The sequence below is a fragment of the Erythrobacter sp. JB1-4 genome (assembly GCF_057365025.1).
In genome coordinates this window covers 2,545,424-2,563,705 of the sequence record NZ_CP200292.1, presented here as the reverse complement: position 1 = coordinate 2,563,705, position 18,282 = coordinate 2,545,424, and the positions used below count along the sequence as shown (strand labels likewise).

Here is an 18,282-nt window from a genome sequence, read left to right as displayed (position 1 = left end):
GCTGGCGGTGACTGCACGTTTAGCAAGGCGAGTATGAGCAATTTTCCTGAAAGCCTTGTTTCCACCCAATGGCTGGCGAATGCGCTGGGAACGCCCGGCGTTGCCATTGTCGATGCCTCGCGTCATTTGCCTGCGACCGGTCGCCAGCCGCGCGCCGAGTTTGACGCAGCACACATACCAGGCGCGCAGTTTCTTGATCTGGCAGGCCTCACCGACCTCGCTTCACCGGTTCCCGCAGCCCTTCCCTCGCCAGCACAGGTAAGCGAGCGATTGGCCCAATTGGGTGTTCCAAGCGATGCTCATATGATCTTGTATGACGACAGCGCGCTTCGAACCTCGGCGCGCGCATGGTTTGCTTTAACAAGGTGCGGGGTAGCCAGCGTATCCATTCTCGATGGTGGGCTTGGCAAATGGCGCAGCGAAGGGCGACCGGTTGTGAAGAGCGGCTCGTCCGGCACACCCGCTATCGCTGCGTCGCCCACCAGCCCTGTTTCCTCCAGCGCCCCGGGGCATGTTGCAACTAAGGCAGATATGCTCGCCAATTGCGAAAGCGGTGCATTCCAAGTGCTCGATGCAAGAGGCGCAGACAGAGTCTTTGGCGAAGGCATCGACCCAGTTCACGGCGGTCAGAACGGACGCATTCCCGGCTCGCTTAATCTGCCTTTCGGCGAAGTTTTTGCTAAGGACGGGACATACAAATCGCCTGACGCACTGCGCGCGCTGTTCGCTGATGCCGGTGTTGATCTGGCTCAGCCATTAGTGACAACCTGTGGAAGCGGCATTACCGCCTCAGTGCTGCTGTTCGCTGCTCATCTCACTGGGAAAAACGATGTGAGCCTGTACGATGGCAGCTGGCAGGAATGGGAAGCTGATCCCAACACTCCTAGAGAACAGGGACCCAAATGACCACTTCTGACGATGGCGGCGCGCTTGGAAAAGGTACAAAGCTTACCCACGCAGGTAGAAGACCTGAGTGGACAGGCCGCGTGGTAAACCCGCCTGTATGGCGCGCCTCAACCCATCTTTATGAAAGTGAAGCGCAGCGCAAAGCGGCGGGCGGTGCACAAGGCGATGGCGAGTTTTTCTATGGGCGCCGGGGTGCACCAACGCAGTGGGCCTTGGCACAGGCATTGACCGAAATTGAAGCGGGCGCCTTTGGCACCGTTCTTTACCCCAGCGGTGTTGCAGCGATTGCAGGCGCGCTCTTAGCGGTCCTGCGACCTGGTGATCATCTGCTAATGAGCGACAATGCCTATGACCCAAGCCGCAGCATGGCGGCCGGCTTGCTTAAGCGGATGGGGATCACGCACAGCTTTTTCGACCCGTTAAATTTGGATGGGTTCGCAGCCCTCGTCAAAGAAACGTCACCGCGCGCCGTGTGGTTCGAAAACCCCGGGAGCCTGACAATGGAGGTGTGCGATGTGCCCGCGCTCACAGAAATTGCGCGCAAGGCCAAGGCGGTCACCCTAATCGACAACACTTGGGCGAGCGCGCTGGGGTTTGCGGCACTAGAACATGGTTGCGACATTGTGATGCAGAGCCTTTCCAAACACGTCGGAGGTCACTCTGATCTGATGATGGGCTCAGCCAGCGCGGGCGAGCGTTGGTACAAGGCGCTGCGGCGCACAAGCCATGAGCTTGGCCAAGTCGTTTCCCCTGATGACGCAGCCTTGGCCGCGCGCGGGCTTCGAACTATGAAAGTGCGGCTTGAGCAAGGCTCCTCGAGCGCTCTCAAAATTGCCCAGTGGCTGCAAGAACAACCGCAAATTGTAAGCGTCTTGTGCCCGCTGCTCGAAGGTGCGCCGGGGCATGAGCTTTGGAAACGCGACTTCACCGGGGGATGCGGGCTTTTCAGCTTCGCCTTGAACAGCGATGATCCACAAGCCAGCGGCATAGTCGCAGACGCGCTCAAACATTTCGGCATCGGCTATAGCTGGGGCGGGTTTGAGAGCCTCGCTTTGCCAATTTATCCCGACACACATCGTTCTGTGATGAAAGGCCACTCCAAAGCTGGCGCAAAGCCTGCCATTCGCCTATCGATCGGCTTAGAAGACGCTGAAGATCTCATCGCGGACCTTGAGCAAGCCCTTGGCAAATTGGACAATTGATGACTGCAACAACGCCTGACACTTCGACAAATGATGGAGCTGGCGAACAGGCCGTCCCTGAAGCAGAAGCAGCGCCAAGCCAAGCGTGGAGCCTCGCCGAAGAGGCCCCTCAAGAAGAGGCGGTCGTCAGCGTTGCGGAAGGCGCTAAAGAAGGGCTTGCTGCACAAAGTGACGCGCTTGGCGCAGTGATCGACACGCTGGACAGCTGGGCGCTTGTGGTCGGCGATGTGCGCGTTTCGCTGTTCGATGTGGTGTTTTTGTTCGCCACTATTGGGCTTGTCCTAACGGCCGCGTGGTTCATCACAAGGCTCGTACGCAACCTAATCGGCCGCGTTTCCGCCTTTGATGGCAGTCAGAAATTGCTGGCTGAGAAGCTTGCAACGATCATCATCTGGACGGTCGCCTTCTTCGTGACGATTGACCTTATCGGCATCGATTTGACCGCGCTTGCGATCTTCGGCGGTGCCTTTGGTCTTGCCATCGGTTTTGGTCTCCAAAAGACCTTTGGTAACCTCATCTCGGGAATCCTCTTGTTGCTTGATAAGTCGATTAAGCCGGGCGATGTGATATCGGTAACGGACCAATCGGGTAGCGAGGCGGTGGGCCAGATCCGCAAGATCGGAATTCGCGCAATTTCTGTTATCACCCGCGATCAGACCGAATATCTCATCCCCAACGAGCTTTTGATGACCAATCAGGTGGTAAACTGGTCATACAGCTCGAAAGATGTGCGGGTAAAAGCGCCGGTGGGCGTCTCTTACGATAGCGATTTGGACCTTGTCACAAAGCTCTTGTATCAAGCCGCAGACGATATTGAGCGTGTGCGCTCTATTCCAAAGCCGCGCGTCAACCTTATGGAATTTGGCGATAATTCGGTGAATTTTGAGTTGCGTTTTTGGATACAAGACCCAGAAGGCGGCCTCGCGAATATCCGAAGCGATGTTTACATGCGCATTTGGCAGTTGTTCAAAGAAAACGACATCGAGATCCCCTTCCCACAGCGCGATTTGCACCTGCGACCTTCCAAGCAATTGGACCAATTGGTCGATCTTGTGGGCGCTGGAAAGGCTTGAAGAGCGTTAACTTGCAACTAGCGTTTTTGCCTTAGGGAAAGGCGCATGACGAGAAAAGTTGATGCAACACGGTGGACCGGTCTTTCACCTGAACGAATGGGTGAAGACGCCAGGCTTGCACAAAATCCCGTGTCTGAGCCTCAGGCGCTCGCGCCCAAGTCCTATCACAAACGCGTCGTTAACTGGTCGGATATGCTCGTCATTGGCCCGCTCGCCATAGTCATCGCAGCGGCCCTGGGCGGGAGCATGGAAGAGATGGTGAAAATCACGGGTCTGCTATTGATCGTCGTACAGCTTCCGTCGCTCGCACGGTGGGTGGTGCGACGTATTCAGGGCAATCCGCCTGTTATTGTGATGGACGATGCGGGACTGCACTTTCCCTATGCCTTTCGCCAACCCATCCCCTGGTCGAAGGTTGGGCGCATATCATACACCTATGGCCGCCAAGTGGGCTGGGTGAGCGTTGTGATCGATCAGTCACTCAAGATTGATCGCAAACAGCCTTGGCCATTAAGCGCAATCCTCGCCGATACCCCCGAAACGGCCCCCGGCCTGCAGATCATCTCAACCTGGGACACAAGGGCAAAAGGCGACGAACTGATCGCTACGCTGGAGCAATTTCGCGACAACTACTGCGCTGCGTAAAGCGGTTACCGGCCGCTGCAATAGCTTTCCTTCGCACGCTCAAATCCATTCTCACTGGAACGATAGGCCACTCACGGTCATTTGGGTGCCATGACGATTGGCACTATCTTTCTTGTCGGCGCAGGCCCGGGCGACCCCGACCTCCTGACGCTGCGCGCGGCGCGGTTGATCGAGACGGCAGAAGTGATCGTGCACGATGGGCTCGTAAGCTCAGAAATAATGGCCATGGCGCGGCCTGATGCACGGCTTATCTCGGTTGCAAAGAAGCGTGCGCGGCACACTATGCCGCAAGAAGATATCAACCTGCTGCTCGTGCGTTTGGCTCAAAAGGGTCAGGATGTTGTGCGCCTTAAAGGCGGCGACCCGCTGATCTTTGGACGCGGCGGGGAAGAGGCTGAATTGGCCCGCGCCCACGGCGTGAAGGTTAAATTTGTTCCCGGCATTTCGGCAGCCAATGGCATGGCGGCAGCAACCCAAATCCCCCTCACGCACCGCGACGCGGCCAGCATCGTCAGCTTCGTTGCGGGCCAATGCAAAGGACTTTCCGACCAAGACTGGTCAGGGCTGGCTGGCAAGGGGCGCACCTTGGTGATCTATATGGGCGTCAAAACCGCGCCTCAGATTGCTGAGAAACTGATGGCCGATGGGCTTACTCCTGATGTTCCTGTTGCCGTGATCGAGAACGCCGCACGCGCCGATATGCGGGTGGTGCGCGGGCCCTTGGCAGGGCTCCCCAACCTTGTGAAAACCCACAAAATCAAGAGCCCCGCGCTTATCGTCATCGGCGATGTGACGGCGCGCGAGGATGCTCATTTACAACAACTCGCGCTGGAGGCGCATCAATGAGAGTTTTGACGGGCAACGACCTGAAAACAGGCGATGTGATCTGGTGGACTGGCGAAGGCTGGTCGCGCCATGTCGATGATGCCGTAGACGCGGGCGAACAGGCAGAGCAAGTGCTGGCCGCCGAGGAGGCCGCCCTTCGCGTCAACGTCCCTTACGTGATCGAGGCAAGCCGCGAGGAAGGTGGCGGCGTGCGCCCTGCCCATATCAAGGACCGCATCCGTGCCCTTGGCCCGACTGTGCGTCAGGATCTGACGCTCAAACCCAAAGACCCCGAAGCGATTGATTGGGTAATCTGATGTATAAATACGACTCATATGATCAGGCGATGGTCGATGCCCGCGTTGAAGAATTCCGCGACCAGGCCCGCCGCCGCCTTGAAGGCTCGCTCTCAGAGGACGAGTTCAAGCCGCTGCGGCTGATGAACGGCCTCTATCTGCAACTCCACGCCTATATGCTGCGCGTTGCGATTCCCTATGGCACGCTCAATTCTGAGCAGATGACGGTGCTAGGCGATATCGCGGACAAATATGACCGCGGATATGGCCACTTCACCACGCGCCAGAACCTGCAATACAATTGGATTAAGCTCGAAGACACAGCCGACATTCTGGCAGAGCTTGCCAAGGTCGAGATGCACGCGATCCAGACGAGCGGCAATTGCATCCGCAACATCTCATCTGACCACTTCGCAGGCGCGTCCCACGATGAGCTGGTCGACCCGCGCCCCTATGCGGAGCTGATGCGTCAATGGTCGAGCTTTCACCCGGAGTTCACCTACCTGCCGCGCAAGTTCAAAATCTGCGTGATCGCGAGCGAGAAAGACCGTGCGGCGATGCGCCTTCACGACATCGGCGTGCAGATTGTGAAGAATGAAGCGGGCGAGATTGGCGCACGTTTCTATGCCGGTGGCGGCATGGGCCGCACTCCGATGATTGCCCCCATGATCCGGGACTTTGTGCCGCTGGATCAGCTAATCACCTATGCCGAAGCGTGTCTGCGCGTCTACAACCGCTATGGCCGCCGCGACAACAAATACAAAGCGCGCATCAAAATTCTCGTCCATGAGCTGGGCCGTGATGAGTATGTGCGCCAGGTCGAAGAAGAATTCACGCATATGCTCGATCAAGGCGTTGAGCCACCGCGCGAGGAATTGGAGCGGATCAAGCCGTTCTTTGCTGACCCTGCATTTGAAGACGGTCCCAAGCAGGTCGACCGCTCCGACCCAGACTTCGCACTTTGGGTGGACCGCAACACCAATCGCCACAAGCACGATAGCTATGTCAGTGCGGTGATTTCGCTCAAACCCGTGGGCGGCATTCCCGGCGATGCAACCGGTGACCAAATGCGTCTGATGGCGAAGCTTGCCAAGCAGTACAGCTTTGATGAACTCCGCATCATGCACACTCAGAATGTGGTGCTCCCGCATGTGAAGATCGCCGACTTGCACGCGCTTTGGACTGAGCTGGAGGCTGCCGGTCTTGGCGCGCCCAACCTCGACACAATCGAGGATATGATCGCTTGCCCCGGTCTTGATTATTGCGCTCTCGCCAATGCCCGCTCGATTCCCTTGGCACAGCGCATTTCGGAGCGTTTCGATGCCTCGGGCAAGACCGAGAAACTGGGCGAGCTAAAGCTCAAAATCTCCGGCTGTATCAACGCTTGCGGCCACCACCACGCAGGTCACATCGGCATCCTTGGTGTCGATAAGAAAGGCCTTGAGAACTACCAGCTTTCGCTCGGCGGTTCAGAGGCAGAGGACACCAGTCTCGCCAAGATCACCGGACCCGGCTTTACCGAGGACGGCGTCATCGAAGCGGTCGATACCGTGACCGACGTTTACCTGAACACACGCGAGGACGGTGAACGCTTCCTCGACACCTACCGCCGTATCGGCATGGCCCCGTTCAAGGAGGCGCTTTATGGATAATCCACTCGGTACGTCCCCCGACGAAGTGCAATTCCGCTTTCGCGATGATGAAGTAGTCGATCACGCGGCGGTGACTGTCGATTCCTGCTGTGAGCAGACCAACGCCACCGCTGTCCGGATTGAGCCGGGCGATGATGCGCGTGTGCTGCTGCCCTTCCTCGACCGTTTGGCTCTGATCGAAGTCAACTTTCCAGCGTTCGGCGATGGGCGCGGATATTCCTCTGCCCGTATCTTGCGCGAAGCTGGTTTCACCGGAGAACTGCGCGCAGTGGGTGATGTTGGCATTGACCAGCTTAGCCACATGCGCCGCTGCGGGTTTGACGCGTTTGCCCCGCAAAACCCTCTCAATGAGGAGGACGCACGGCGCGCTTTTGCCACTTGGGAAAACGTATATCAGGCCACCGTAGATGGCCGCCGGACGATCCCCCAAATCCGGCACGGAGGTTAATATGACCAAGCCAGAATCCCCCACTGCGATGGAGGAGCGCAAAGTCGACACTCTCGATGTGTCACCGCGTTTCACCGAGCATGACGCCGTGCGCCTCAACCGCATGTTCCGTGGGTCATCCACGCAAGAAATGCTCAAGGGGGTGATCGAAGGATCTCTGGCAGGCGATGTTGCGACCGTTTCCAGCTTCGGCGCGGAGAGCATTGTGCTCTTACACCTCCTCGCACAAGTTGACCGGAATATCCCTGTCCTCTTCCTCGACACAGGCAAGCATTTTGCCGAGACGCTTCGATACCGCGACGCGGTAGTGGAACGCCTTGGCCTCACCAATCTGCAAATACTCACGCCTGACGAAGCAGAAGTTATCGCCAAGGACGAGACCGGCCTTCGTTGGTCATACGACCCCGATGGTTGCTGCGAAATCCGCAAGGTGAAACCGCTGGAAAAGGCGCTTGACCGCTTTGATGCAAGCTTCACGGGGCGCAAAAGCTTCCAATCTGCCACCCGCGCAAATCTGCCCCGTTTCGAGGTGGACACCTCAGACGCAGCAGGCCGGTTAAAGATCAATCCACTGATCGACTGGTCGGCTGAAGATATTGCGGCCTATCTCGAAGAGCATGACCTGCCTCGTCACCCGCTGGTCGCGCGCGGTTTTCCCAGCATTGGCTGTGAGCCATGCACCCACAAGGTGGCGCCGGGTGAAGACCCGCGTTCAGGCCGCTGGAAAGGCTGGGACAAAACCGAATGCGGCATACACAAGCCAGGCGAGGAACCCTTCCTCTAGGCGTGCTTGGCGCTAAAGCCAGCCTTGTTCTCTATACCACTCAGCCGTCATTTTGAGGCCTGCCTCGCCGCCCCATACCGCCTGCCAAACCGAAATCGGCGGCGCACGGCGAAGGTCGCTTACCCAATCTTTGTGGAGCATATAGCCAACCCGGTCCTCGGTCAGTTTAGCTTTTCCGCCGCGGATTAGCCCGTCGAGCTTTGCGCCCAATTGCATGATTTGGGGCGGGAGCGGCGCGGCGATCGCATTGGGATTGCCCACTGCCTCGCCGATCATCTTGGCGAGATCCTTATGCGTGTAGCCATAGGCATTGTCGTCCCACGGTTCATACATCTGCCCCTTGGTTTTGGGGTTAAGCGGCACAAGCGCTACCAATAACCGCGCCAAATCCTCCACGTGGATAAGGGAGCTTGCCCCTTCTGGCGGCACGGGGACAATGCCCAATTTGGCCGCTTTAAAGAGGTCGAGGTAATCCTTGTCGCCCGGACCATAGACGCCGGGAGGGCGCACGATGGTCCAGTTCAGGCCACTGTCTTCCACGAGCTTTTCTGCGCGCGCCTTGGACGCGCCGTAAGCCGATAGGTCCGGTTCGCGCGCCGAAAGCGAGGAGACAAATACGAAGCGCTCGATCCCTGCTGCCTTCGCCGCCGCAATCATATTGGCAGTCCCGGCGACATTGGCCGCTTCGAACCGGCCCGGATTGGGAGTGTTTGTAAGCCCCGCAACATGGATTACCGCGTCACAGCCTTGCACCAACTCGTCCAAGGAAGCGGTGTTGTCGAGAGTGCCGGAAACCCACTCAACGCCTTCGCGCGGGGCCGAGGCCTGCCGGGTCAGTGCGCACACCTTCAAGGCCTTGTGCAAGGCCACATCAAGGGTCGCCTTACCTACAAAGCCGGTGGCTCCCGTAATCGCAATTCTCGTCATGCGTTAGGTCTCATTCATGCACCATATGGTCGCGGTGGACGACGGCTGCGCGCGGGGCATAGCCGAGCTTTGCCTCTTGTTCACTTCCTGATAAACCAAGGATCGCGCGGCATTCCTCGCTTGAATATTCAACGAGGCCCTGTCCCAGCCGTTCCCCCTTGGGACCGTGCAAGGACACCAGAGCGCCGCGTGCAAACTCACCTTCGACCTCGGTCAGGCCCGCAGCAAGAAGGCTTGCGCCATCTTGAAGGGCGGCGACACAGCCTTCATCGACGGTCAGAACGCCTTCGAGCGCCAATCTCCCGCCAAGCCAGCTCTTACGAGCATTATCGCTGCGCACCGGCAGAAAGATCGTGCCCCGCCCGGCCTCAACCGCCTTAGTAATCGCAGAGCTTTGCGTGCCATTGATGATAGCAAGTGCGATCCCTGCGCGCTCCGCAATACGGGCGGCTTGAAGCTTGGATAGCATTCCGCCTGAGCCCATGCCCGATGAGCTTTCGCCCGTTGCCATTGCGATGACTTCAGGCGTCACGCCCTCCACCCGCTCAATCAGCGCCGCGCCCTCTTCGCTTGGCGGCTTGTCATAGAGGCCGTCGACATCGGACAAAAGCAGCACCGCATCTGCATTGCCTGCCTGCGCCACGCGCGCAGCAAGCCGGTCATTGTCACCAAAGCGGATTTCCTCGGTCGCAACGCTGTCGTTCTCATTGACCACTGGCACCGCGCCCGCCTCAAGCAAGCGGTCGAGCGTCGCAGCAGCATTCAAATAGCGGCGGCGATCCTCAAGATCATCCAGTGTGACCAGCATTTGGGCGGCCACAATATCGTGAGCGCCCAGCACATCGGCCCACAGCTGCGCGAGAGCTACCTGGCCAACAGAGGCTGCGGCCTGCGCATCAGAAAGGCTCGCCCGACCGCCTTTGGGCAGACCAAGGCGCGAGGCACCCAATGCAATCGCGCCCGAGCTCACAACAATGATCTGAGCGCCATTCTCGCGAAGGTTCACCAAGTCTTTTGCAAGCGAGCGGATAAGCTCAGTGTCAGGCTCACCATCACGGACAAGCAGCGCGCTGCCAACCTTGACAACGACACGCCTCGCCTTGGCAATATCCTTGAGGCTGGTAACCGCCATGGGTTTTAGATCGGCGACCATTCGCCTTCATCCTCAGCCTCGTCTTCAACCTCAACAGTCTTGGTCTCAGTAGAAGTCCGGTCAGGCAGATAGGAAAGCACAGCGTCGAGCAATTGCTCGATACCCTCACCGCTGGCACCAGACACGGTGAAGACCTTATCCGCGCCCGCTTCGATTAGCTCCTTAGAAAACGCCTCGGCCAATTCTGCGTCAGCCAGATCGAGCTTGTTCAATGCAACCAGCTGCGGCTTATCCTCTAGGCCAGCGCCATAAGCGGCAAGCTCATCGCGCACGACGCCCATAGCCTCTGCGGGATCATCGCCTGCAATGTCGATCAAGTGGATCAGCACCCGGCAGCGCTCAATATGGCCCAAGAACCGGTCGCCAATGCCAGCGCCGTCCGCTGCGCCCTCGATGAGGCCCGGAATGTCGGCAAGCACGAATTCGCGTTGCCGGTGACGCACAACGCCAAGCTTTGGGATGAGCGTGGTAAAGGCATAATGCCCGACCTTTGCCTGCGCGTTTGATACCGCATTGATAAAGGTCGATTTACCCGCGTTAGGAAGGCCCAAAAGCCCCACATCGGCCAGCAATTTGAGACGCAGCCACACCCACATCTCTTCGGACGGTTCACCGGGTTGGTGCTGTCTTGGCGCGCGGTTTGTAGAGCTTTTGTACGAGGCATTGCCGCGACCGCCCATGCCGCCTTCAAGGAAGATCTCGCGCTGGCCCACTTCGGTGAAGTCGGCGAGAACTTCTTCTTTATCCTCTGACAGAACCTGCGTGCCCACAGGCACTTGGATCACGAGGTCTTTGGCGCTTGCCCCGGTTTTGTCCTTGCCTTGGCCGTGCATGCCGCGCTTGGCTTTGAAGTGCTGCGAATAGCGAAAGTCGATGAGCGTGTTGAGGCCGGCGACCGCTTCAAATACAACGTCGCCGCCCTTGCCGCCATTGCCGCCATCAGGGCCGCCATATTCGATGTATTTCTCGCGCCGGAACGAAACTGCTCCGGGGCCGCCAGCACCCGATTGGAGATAGATTTTAGCCTGATCTAAGAAATGCATTGTCTGTGAGCCTCAAGCGCGCAAAGGGATTTCGAACCCACCGGGCTGAATTGAGGCTCCTTTAGGCGGTTAAAACGCTAACGACAAGCAAAGCGCCCTTTGCTGCCAGATGCTCTAGCTTGAACCCTCGTCCCCTGCGTCACCTTCGCCATCGCTGGCAATTGGCTGTGTCACAGGCTGCGAGACCACATTCTCTTGCACCGGGACCACGGGTACATCCGCGCCAGTGTCTTGATCGGCCACCGCGCCTGCAATGGTGGTCGGTTCTGCAAGTGTCGAGGCTGGATCACCCTCAGCGCTTGGAACAGGCGTCCCATTGGCGCGCGCCTTCTGCACCGCTACCCAACCTGGCTGTGAGGCACCGTAGCGCTCGCCATATTCCGCGTCCCATGCAGCGGATTCACGCTGATAGCGCTCGTAGTTGGTGAAGAAGGTCTCAAACGGCACTTCGAGACCCGCAAAATTGGCTGTTGCAAACGCGGCCGGATCGCTTGGAGGGGCCGCCAGATAGCGGTTCGACACATCCAGAGCCGCGCGGCAGAACCCTGCGCGTGCAGGAGGAAGCGCGAAGTAGTTATAGACCGAGGTCATGTGCTCCTCGCGCGCCAAAATGCCTGCGCGCCGACCGCCATTGTCGCGGCGATACCGGCGATCAATCCGGTCATTGATGGTCTTAAGGCCGCGCGCATGATCGCTGATATAGGCACTGTAAGCGGTGAGAATGGGTTGATACTGATCCGCTGTGCAATTGAGCGCGGCCACGTTCCAGGCAGAGCGGAAATGCCAAACGCGCTCGTTATCTGAGACGCCCTTGTTGACCGTGTCCCTTTGCCCTCTCGCATTCTTGCCTGGGATATCCATCACATAGCTCGCCCCGCCCGGTGGTAGGGGGCGGTAAGGAATGCGCTCGGCTGCGGGAGGTGGCGGTGGAGGGGGTGGAGGCGGCGGTGGCGGTGCAGGCGTCGTGCAAGCAGCGAGCACTGACACAGCGGCTCCCACTGCAATAATTTTCAAAGGGGCTTTGCGCTTTGCGTAAGGTTGGGCAGACACAGAAGATTTGGCGCGTTTCATTGTCATCTCTTTATTCCATGGCCGCATGAACCGGCGGTGACGCACCATGGTCAAAACAGGTTTCAAGCGCAATGGGGTTAGGCGCGTAATAGTCTCAATTAGCCGCCAAAGCCGACCTTACAATTTGCCAACCAGAAAAGAAAAAGCCCGGCTGCCTTCTGAAAGGCACCGGGCTTTCTTAGATTTCAAGCTACGGATGTAGCGTTAAGACTATTCCTGGCTTCCAAGGAAGCTAAGGAGGAACTGGAACATGTTCACAAAGTCGAGATACAGGCTCGTTGCGCCCATGATTACGGCTTTGCCCATGAAGTCAGTGCCGCGAAGGTACTGATAGTCGTTCTTGAGGCGCTGTGTGTCATAAGCGGTAAGACCTGCGAAGATCAGCACGCCAAGACCGCTGATCACGAAAGCAAGCGGACCAGAGCCGATAAACATGTTCGCGATGCTGGCCACGATAAGGCCGATCACACCCATGATCAGGAATGAGCCCATGCCCGACAGGTCTTTCTTCGTCGTATAACCGAAGAGCGAAAGCCCTGCGAAAGCGGCAGCCGTTGCGAAGAACGTCACTGCGATAGATTCGCCTGTGTAGATGAGGAAGATCGTCGACATCGACATGCCCATGACGGTCGCGAACGACCAGAACACGATCTGCAGCGTGGTGTAGCTCATCTTGTGAAGGCCAAAGCTCATCGCGAGGATGAAGGCCAGTGGTGCAAGCTTGACCGCCCAGAAAAGCAGGCCACCGTTGAATGCAAGCCATGCAGCAGGCGATTCAGCACCGCCCCATGAGAACATGATTGCTACAATACCGGTCAGCAGAACGGCTGAACCCATGTAGTTGTAAATCGAAAGCATGTAGGAACGCAGACCCTCATCATAGGTCTCACGTCCGGCAACATCGCCGCCTGCGCGTGGCACAGAACCAAATTGTTGTGTGTCTTTCCAATCAGACATTTTGGATCCCTTTGTCTCCAATTTTGACGCGAGAATACGCGCCTTGTGGATGCAATATCGGTCTTTTGAGCGTGATTTTCAAGAGAAATGGGCACTCAATCGACGAATGTTGTTCATGCAAGAGCGAATTATGATTAACAAAAGGTGCTAGTCAGCCCCGGCAGACAACGCAGCGCCCCGTTTTCCTGTCGCATCAAGGGTCCTCGTCAGCAGTTCCACGAGCGCTTTATCGGCATCGAGCACGTTTAGCCCCTCGCGTGTCATTCCTCCCGGGCTCGCCACTCGGTCCGCAAGAACCCCTGGCGACACATCCGATTGAGAGGCAAGCGCCGATGCGCCTTCCACCATGCTGAGTGCCAGCGCAGTCGCCTGACACTGATCGAGCCCCAAATTGGCTCCCGCCTCTGCCAATGCATCGATAAAGCGATAAACAAACCCCGGCCCTGATCCTGCAAGCGCCGTTACAAGATCAAATTTCGCCTCATCTTCAAGCCAAAGTGCCGTTCCAAGAGCGTCAAAGAACGCAAAAGCAGCATCGCGCTCACCCTCGCCCATACCCTTTTGCGCAAGAATAATCGGAGACTTGTTCACCTCGCACGCAAGGTTTGGCATCACGCGTATGTGTGATGACGCATCCGGATATGCTCCTTTGAGCTGCTCCAGGGTGATCCCAGCGAGCAGGGAATATACTGCCACGCCCTCCCCGGTAAGCGACTGAATTTCCGACGAACGCTCGCCCAATTGCTGAGGCTTGAAACCCAGCATCACCGCATCGTGATCTCCGGCAGCCATCGCTTCTGAAACTTCGCGGTAAAGCGGAATACCTTCAGGAGCTTGCTCAAAAGATTTACTCAGGATCGAAAAACGCGACGGTTCAAAGCCGGCGGCAAACCATCCGGCGAGCATGGCGCCTGCCATATTGCCGCAACCGATGATGAGGAGTTTTTTGATCTGCGCCATCGCTTGTTCCTATGCGTGTTTAAGCCTCGCCAGCGGCGTCAACCATTGCTGCATCAAGCGCTGCGCGCGGGGATTTATCGCCCCACAGCACAAACTGAAACGCAGGATAGAACCGGTCGCACTCGTCAATAGCATTTTCCACCAGAGCCTGAGCTTGCTGGATCGATAGCATGCCCTCATCCCCCAACAGCGCGCCGTGGCGGTAAATCAGCACGTCGCCCTGTGACCAAATATCAAAATGGCCAAGCCAAACTTGCTCGTTCACGAGGCTCAAAAGCTCGTAGGCGCTGTGCTTTTTTTCTGACGTCACTCGGATATCGGGCAGACACAAGAACTGTAGAACATTGTCAGCCGCTCGCCAAATGGCGCGCAATTGATACTTTGCCCAGCTGCCCTGTACTTCGCCCACAAGCTCGTCATCACTGACAACTTCGCTTTGCCAGCTGCGCGCTTCAAACAAGGCCGCAAGCATTTCAATTGGTGCCGCATCATCGTCGTTGAAAAACTCAGCCTCGCGCGGTCTCATAGCTCACCAGCCATGGTTCGTGTCGCAAAGGGGCTTAGGGGAGGAACGGGTTTTAGCATCGCAATCAGGAATGCACCCATGGCTGGCTGTTTGGCAATCCGTGCGCCCTCTAAGTCTTGGGGAGAACCCTTTTGGGTTGTTCAAACCCTGTGCACAGAAAGCCGGGGAAGACGTGATTTTAGCGCTTAAGCTCTTTTATTTCAGTGCCTTCCGGGCTCGTATAAGTGAATGTCTCAATGCCTTTTTCAGCAAGCAAATTGACAAGCGCACGGGCATCGCGGGTATTTGTCAGCGGTCCTGCTAAAAGCCGGTTGGCTCTTCCCCATGGTGTCACATGCGGCTCGAACTCGCCTAGAAGATCGGGTGCTCGGCGCGAAAACCTTCGCCAATCAAAACCAAGCGCCTTTACATCGCGCCCTGTTGCAAGTTGCACCCAGATACGACGGGGATGATCGGGTTCAGCAGACTCAGATTGGGGTTTGGGCTCAGGCGTGACTTCACGCGGTACCTCAATCTCAGCGATATCGACCGCGTCACTGCTGCTCTTAACGTCAGGCACATCGGCCATATCAAAGTCTGCAAAAGCGTCAGCAACACTTGCAGGCTCAGGCTGCGTCGCTGCGGCATCAGGCGCCTGATTGCCTTCTGCAAGAGCGTTCGAGGTTTGCCCGCTTGCCTCCCCCTCGATCTCGCGCGTGGCTACGCTAGGCAATGCCTTGGCCAGGCTCGGCCCTGCATCTGTCTCGATGATAGCAGGTATGGGCTGGGGCTGAGGCTGGGGCTGAGGTTGGCGCTGAGGTTGAGACTGGGGTTCAGCTAGGTTGGCAGACGCAGCGCTTGAAACAAGCCGGGTTCGGGTGTCTTCAGGCTCGTTGCCTGCGGCAGGTGTTCCAAGCGGCTCACCTGCTGGCTCAAGCAAAGCGCCGCTTTCACTTTCACGCACAAAGCGAGCGATGCGCGGGTCTTCGCGGCCAATGTCGGCAGCGCGCGGGAATATCCCAAGATTAGCCGCCGCTGCCTGCTGTCCCGGAGTAAGGCGGGGCATGTAAGCAAGGTAGGGATTGATGCGTGCGGAGAGATCGGGCGGCATGACCGAGTTCACGATCCCCTCTGCGCGCTCCTGTTCGCCCAGGATCGCAAGACCAAAGGCGCGCGCCCGAAATGCCGCCACATCGCGCGCCTCTATAAGTGGTGCCAGTGTCTCTTGAAATTCGGTGGCGTTGCCTGCGATTGCTTGGCTAATAGCCAAACGGCGGCGCGCTTCATCGTCTTGCGGCGACAATTCGATAGCCCGCTGATAAGCGGCTTGTGCGGCCTCTTGATTGCCCAACAGGTCCAGAGCCAAGGCCCGCGCGCCCATAACATCGCGCTCCTTTGCACCAGCGGCTTGTGCCTCATCGAGCAGCGGCAAGGCCTCTACCGGTCGTCCGGAGCGCAAATATACCCGGGCAAGGCCAAGTTTCGTGCGGGGGTTTGCAGGATCGCGCTGTGCGGCATTTCCGTAAAACCCAATGGCTGCATCCAGATCACCCACCGCAAGCGATGCATCGCCTGCCTCAAGCATGGCCCTGACGCTGCGCGGGTTCCTAGCAAGCTCAAGCAGAGCGCGATTGAGGCGTTGCACTTCGGGCGATGGCAAAGGCTGCACCACCTCGCGCGCGGTTGAACCTTGCGCATGCACCGCTGGACATAATGCAAACGAAAAAGCACCTGCAAGTGCACCGCTGAGGCGAAGAAATAGGTAACATGTCACGCTCGCAGCGATAACAGCAAGGCAAAGCTATGGGAAAGCCCTGTGCACCTTTTTTGCCCTGTACCGGGCTGCAATAGGGATCAGCAGCCCGTCGCCACCGATAAGGCGCGCAGTTTTACGTAGGCCGTCTTATGCCGAACGTCTTACTGGTTGTTTTGACGACCAAGGAAACGCGGAATGGAAAGCGCTGGTGCGTCGTCATTACCATCATCCTCATCATCTCCATCGTCCTCATCGTCGGAGCTTGAAGAGCGGGACAGGTTAGCCATGCGCTCAAACAAGGTCGCACCCGAACCGCCAGAACTACCGCCAGATGCGCCACCACCAGATGCGCTACCCGCCGGAGCACCGCCACCAGAGCCACTGTCACCCGAACCGCCTGAAGCACCAGCGGAGCCGCCACTTCCTTTCGCTTCAACTTGTCCATTGCGTTCAGCAAGCCGGTCAGCGTCCGCCAATAGGTCATCACCCCCGGACGCGGTATTCGCGTCTTGGGCTGCAGCCCATTGAACCGATGTTGCTTCTTCAGGTCCGCCTTCTTGGAATTCAGAGCCCAGATCGAGAGTATCTTCACCAACACCGCCCGCGTCTTCATCGTCAGCGCCGCGAAGACCAGCGAGTGGGTCAATGATCTCATCAACATCATCGCCAGAATCACCCATATCATCGCCCGCTTGCATACCGGACAGATCGAAAGGTTCTGACTTGGCCGTTGGCTCAGGCGCTTCGTCCTCAGCTTCTGGCTCAGGATAATCCGTTATCGAATTGGGGATGGCAGGAATGCGCGGTGCTGACGATGGCGCTGCGGGTGCATCGGACTTGTCCTCTGGCTCTTCGCGCCCTTCGACAACAGGAGCTTCGGAAACTGCATCCTCTTCCGTCGCCTCTGTTTCCCCACCAAGATCAAGCACAGGGCGCTTTGGCGGACGAGAGGCTGCAAAGCTTTGTGGCACAGTGCGCGGTGCCTCTGCACCAGCGGCGGCTTCTATGCCGGTTGCAACGACTGAGATACGGATTTTGTTCGCCATATCCGGGTTAAACGCACTGCCCCAGATGATGTTGGCGTCTTCATCGACAAGGTCGCGGATATAATTGGCAGCCTCATCCAGTTCCATCAGCGTCATATCTTCGCCGCCAATGATCGAGATGATCACGCCGCGCGCGCCCTGCATGCTGACCCCGTCGAGCAGCGGGTTGGCAATGGCTTGTTCCGCCGCATTAAGCGCGCGGTTCTCACCCTCGCCCTCGCCTGTGCCCATCATCGCTTTGCCCATCTCGCTCATCACAGCGCGAATGTCGGCAAAGTCGAGGTTGATAAGGCCCGGATTGACGATCAGGTCAGTGATCGAGCGCACACCTTGCTGGAGCACTTCGTCAGCCAGTTGGAACGCCTGTTTGAAGGTCGTTTCAGGCTTGGCAACGAGGAACAGGTTTTGGTTTGGAATAACGATCAGCGTGTCGACGTGATCTTGAAGTTCGGTGATCCCTGCTTCTGCCGCGCGCATCCGGCGCGTGCCTTCGAACAAGAAAGGCTTGGTCACCACCCCAACCGTCAATACACCCTTGCGCCGCGCGGCCTCTGCGATGACGGGCGCTGCACCGGTCCCGGTACCCCCGCCCATGCCTGCCGCGATAAAGACCATGTTGACGCCCTCGAGCGCTTCTTCGATCTGCGCCACTGTCTCTTCGGCGGCCGCTTTACCCACTTCAGGCCGAGCACCAGCGCCAAGGCCTCCGGTGATGTCGGGCCCCAGTTGAATACGTGTTTCGGCAGGTGATGAATTCAGCGCCTGCGCGTCGGTATTCGCGACAATAAATTCAACGCCTTCGATCTCGGACTCGATCATATTGGTGATCGCGTTTCCGCCCGCGCCGCCGATGCCGATCACAGTGATCCGTGGACGCAAATCGTCCGTAGCAGCTGGTCCGATATTGATGCTCATGGCCTTAATCCTCCAGACCTCATGGCTTGGATCACACACCCCAAGCGTGAGGTTAGACTTCTGTGACACATTCGTGATGTGTCTGTTATACTTAACACTTCCTTATCCACAGCGGGCA

18 protein-coding genes are annotated in these 18,282 nt (G+C 57.8%); 9 read left to right on the top strand and 9 right to left on the bottom strand.

The features are described from left to right. Window positions 1-33 precede the first annotated feature (33 nt). The 9 genes from AC0V61_RS11845 (at window position 34) to AC0V61_RS11805 (ending at window position 7,831) form a co-directional block, all read left to right on the top strand. Window positions 34-906: a sulfurtransferase gene (locus tag AC0V61_RS11845; protein WP_486157779.1), complete on the top strand. Its 873-nt coding sequence runs from the start codon at window positions 34-36 to the stop codon at window positions 904-906. Then, the gene (metC, locus tag AC0V61_RS11840; RefSeq protein ID WP_486157777.1) at window positions 903-2,108 is read left to right on the top strand and encodes a cystathionine beta-lyase; all 1,206 of its coding nucleotides are present in this window, start codon (window positions 903-905) and stop codon (window positions 2,106-2,108) included. Before AC0V61_RS11845 ends, metC begins: the two co-directional genes overlap by 4 nt. Continuing rightward, the gene (locus tag AC0V61_RS11835; RefSeq protein WP_486157775.1) at window positions 2,108-3,181 is read left to right on the top strand and encodes a mechanosensitive ion channel family protein; all 1,074 of its coding nucleotides are present in this window, start codon (window positions 2,108-2,110) and stop codon (window positions 3,179-3,181) included. Before metC ends, AC0V61_RS11835 begins: the two co-directional genes overlap by 1 nt. A gap of 45 nt (window positions 3,182-3,226) precedes the next feature. Further along, window positions 3,227-3,826 (top strand): hypothetical protein, encoded by a 600-nt coding sequence (locus AC0V61_RS11830; protein WP_486157773.1) that lies wholly within the window; start codon window positions 3,227-3,229, stop codon window positions 3,824-3,826. A 90-nt stretch (window positions 3,827-3,916) separates the two neighbouring features. Beyond that, complete coding sequence (cobA, locus tag AC0V61_RS11825; RefSeq protein WP_486157771.1) at window positions 3,917-4,672, top strand: uroporphyrinogen-III C-methyltransferase; 756 nt, start codon at window positions 3,917-3,919, stop codon at window positions 4,670-4,672. Beyond that, on the top strand, window positions 4,669-4,968 hold the full coding sequence (locus tag AC0V61_RS11820) for a DUF2849 domain-containing protein (protein WP_486157769.1): 300 nt from the start codon (window positions 4,669-4,671) through the stop codon (window positions 4,966-4,968). The genes cobA and AC0V61_RS11820 overlap by 4 nt, the downstream gene beginning before the upstream one ends. Then, window positions 4,968-6,599, top strand: a complete 1,632-nt coding sequence (locus AC0V61_RS11815; RefSeq protein ID WP_486157767.1) for a nitrite/sulfite reductase — start codon at window positions 4,968-4,970, stop codon at window positions 6,597-6,599. The genes AC0V61_RS11820 and AC0V61_RS11815 overlap by 1 nt, the downstream gene beginning before the upstream one ends. Beyond that, a complete protein-coding gene (locus AC0V61_RS11810; RefSeq protein WP_486157765.1) occupies window positions 6,592-7,047 on the top strand; it encodes a DUF934 domain-containing protein in 456 nt (151 codons plus the stop codon). Before AC0V61_RS11815 ends, AC0V61_RS11810 begins: the two co-directional genes overlap by 8 nt. Before the next feature lies 1 nt (window position 7,048). Continuing rightward, a complete protein-coding gene (locus AC0V61_RS11805; RefSeq protein WP_486157763.1) occupies window positions 7,049-7,831 on the top strand; it encodes a phosphoadenylyl-sulfate reductase in 783 nt (260 codons plus the stop codon). Window positions 7,832-7,843: 12 nt separating this feature from the next. Here AC0V61_RS11805 and AC0V61_RS11800 read toward each other — a convergent pair whose 3' ends face one another. From AC0V61_RS11800 to ftsZ, 9 genes are all read right to left on the bottom strand, one after another. Further along, entirely contained in the window at window positions 7,844-8,758 is a 915-nt protein-coding gene (locus tag AC0V61_RS11800; protein WP_486157761.1) for an NAD-dependent epimerase/dehydratase family protein, read from the bottom strand. Window positions 8,759-8,768: 10 nt separating this feature from the next. Beyond that, entirely contained in the window at window positions 8,769-9,911 is a 1,143-nt protein-coding gene (gene proB, locus AC0V61_RS11795; protein WP_486157759.1) for a glutamate 5-kinase, read from the bottom strand. Further along, window positions 9,896-10,954, bottom strand: a complete 1,059-nt coding sequence (obgE, locus tag AC0V61_RS11790; protein ID WP_486157757.1) for a GTPase ObgE — start codon at window positions 10,952-10,954, stop codon at window positions 9,896-9,898. The genes proB and obgE overlap by 16 nt, the downstream gene beginning before the upstream one ends. Window positions 10,955-11,068: 114 nt before the next feature. After that, window positions 11,069-12,025, bottom strand: a complete 957-nt coding sequence (locus AC0V61_RS11785) for a hypothetical protein (RefSeq protein ID WP_486157755.1) — start codon at window positions 12,023-12,025, stop codon at window positions 11,069-11,071. A 210-nt stretch (window positions 12,026-12,235) separates the two neighbouring features. Further along, complete coding sequence (locus AC0V61_RS11780) at window positions 12,236-12,982, bottom strand: Bax inhibitor-1/YccA family protein (RefSeq protein WP_486157753.1); 747 nt, start codon at window positions 12,980-12,982, stop codon at window positions 12,236-12,238. Window positions 12,983-13,129: 147 nt separating this feature from the next. Beyond that, window positions 13,130-13,942 (bottom strand): pyrroline-5-carboxylate reductase family protein, encoded by an 813-nt coding sequence (locus AC0V61_RS11775; protein ID WP_486157751.1) that lies wholly within the window; start codon window positions 13,940-13,942, stop codon window positions 13,130-13,132. Window positions 13,943-13,961: 19 nt separating this feature from the next. Then, window positions 13,962-14,468 carry a type III secretion system chaperone family protein gene (locus tag AC0V61_RS11770; protein WP_486157749.1) on the bottom strand — a complete coding sequence of 169 codons (507 nt, stop codon included), beginning with the start codon at window positions 14,466-14,468 and terminating at the stop codon, window positions 13,962-13,964. 178 nt (window positions 14,469-14,646) lie between these two features. Continuing rightward, entirely contained in the window at window positions 14,647-16,221 is a 1,575-nt protein-coding gene (locus tag AC0V61_RS11765) for a tetratricopeptide repeat protein (protein ID WP_486157747.1), read from the bottom strand. A 143-nt stretch (window positions 16,222-16,364) separates the two neighbouring features. Continuing rightward, complete coding sequence (gene ftsZ / locus AC0V61_RS11760; protein ID WP_486157745.1) at window positions 16,365-18,164, bottom strand: cell division protein FtsZ; 1,800 nt, start codon at window positions 18,162-18,164, stop codon at window positions 16,365-16,367. Window positions 18,165-18,282: the final 118 nt, after the last annotated feature.

What these genes read in the sequence shown, in the direction of transcription:
- AC0V61_RS11845 (WP_486157779.1), top strand. Translation starts at nt 34, where the DNA reads ATGAGCAATTTTCCTGAAAGCCTTGTTTCCACCCAATGGCTGGCGAAT.
- metC (WP_486157777.1), top strand. Translation starts at nt 903, where the DNA reads ATGACCACTTCTGACGATGGCGGCGCGCTTGGAAAAGGTACAAAGCTT.
- AC0V61_RS11835 (WP_486157775.1), top strand. Translation starts at nt 2,108, where the DNA reads ATGACTGCAACAACGCCTGACACTTCGACAAATGATGGAGCTGGCGAA.
- AC0V61_RS11830 (WP_486157773.1), top strand. Translation starts at nt 3,227, where the DNA reads ATGACGAGAAAAGTTGATGCAACACGGTGGACCGGTCTTTCACCTGAA.
- cobA (WP_486157771.1), top strand. Translation starts at nt 3,917, where the DNA reads ATGACGATTGGCACTATCTTTCTTGTCGGCGCAGGCCCGGGCGACCCC.
- AC0V61_RS11820 (WP_486157769.1), top strand. Translation starts at nt 4,669, where the DNA reads ATGAGAGTTTTGACGGGCAACGACCTGAAAACAGGCGATGTGATCTGG.
- AC0V61_RS11815 (WP_486157767.1), top strand. Translation starts at nt 4,968, where the DNA reads ATGTATAAATACGACTCATATGATCAGGCGATGGTCGATGCCCGCGTT.
- AC0V61_RS11810 (WP_486157765.1), top strand. Translation starts at nt 6,592, where the DNA reads ATGGATAATCCACTCGGTACGTCCCCCGACGAAGTGCAATTCCGCTTT.
- AC0V61_RS11805 (WP_486157763.1), top strand. Translation starts at nt 7,049, where the DNA reads ATGACCAAGCCAGAATCCCCCACTGCGATGGAGGAGCGCAAAGTCGAC.
- AC0V61_RS11800 (WP_486157761.1), bottom strand. Translation starts at nt 8,758, where the DNA reads ATGACGAGAATTGCGATTACGGGAGCCACCGGCTTTGTAGGTAAGGCG.
- proB (WP_486157759.1), bottom strand. Translation starts at nt 9,911, where the DNA reads ATGGTCGCCGATCTAAAACCCATGGCGGTTACCAGCCTCAAGGATATT.
- obgE (WP_486157757.1), bottom strand. Translation starts at nt 10,954, where the DNA reads ATGCATTTCTTAGATCAGGCTAAAATCTATCTCCAATCGGGTGCTGGC.
- AC0V61_RS11785 (WP_486157755.1), bottom strand. Translation starts at nt 12,025, where the DNA reads ATGAAACGCGCCAAATCTTCTGTGTCTGCCCAACCTTACGCAAAGCGC.
- AC0V61_RS11780 (WP_486157753.1), bottom strand. Translation starts at nt 12,982, where the DNA reads ATGTCTGATTGGAAAGACACACAACAATTTGGTTCTGTGCCACGCGCA.
- AC0V61_RS11775 (WP_486157751.1), bottom strand. Translation starts at nt 13,942, where the DNA reads ATGGCGCAGATCAAAAAACTCCTCATCATCGGTTGCGGCAATATGGCA.
- AC0V61_RS11770 (WP_486157749.1), bottom strand. Translation starts at nt 14,468, where the DNA reads ATGAGACCGCGCGAGGCTGAGTTTTTCAACGACGATGATGCGGCACCA.
- ftsZ (WP_486157745.1), bottom strand. Translation starts at nt 18,164, where the DNA reads ATGAGCATCAATATCGGACCAGCTGCTACGGACGATTTGCGTCCACGG.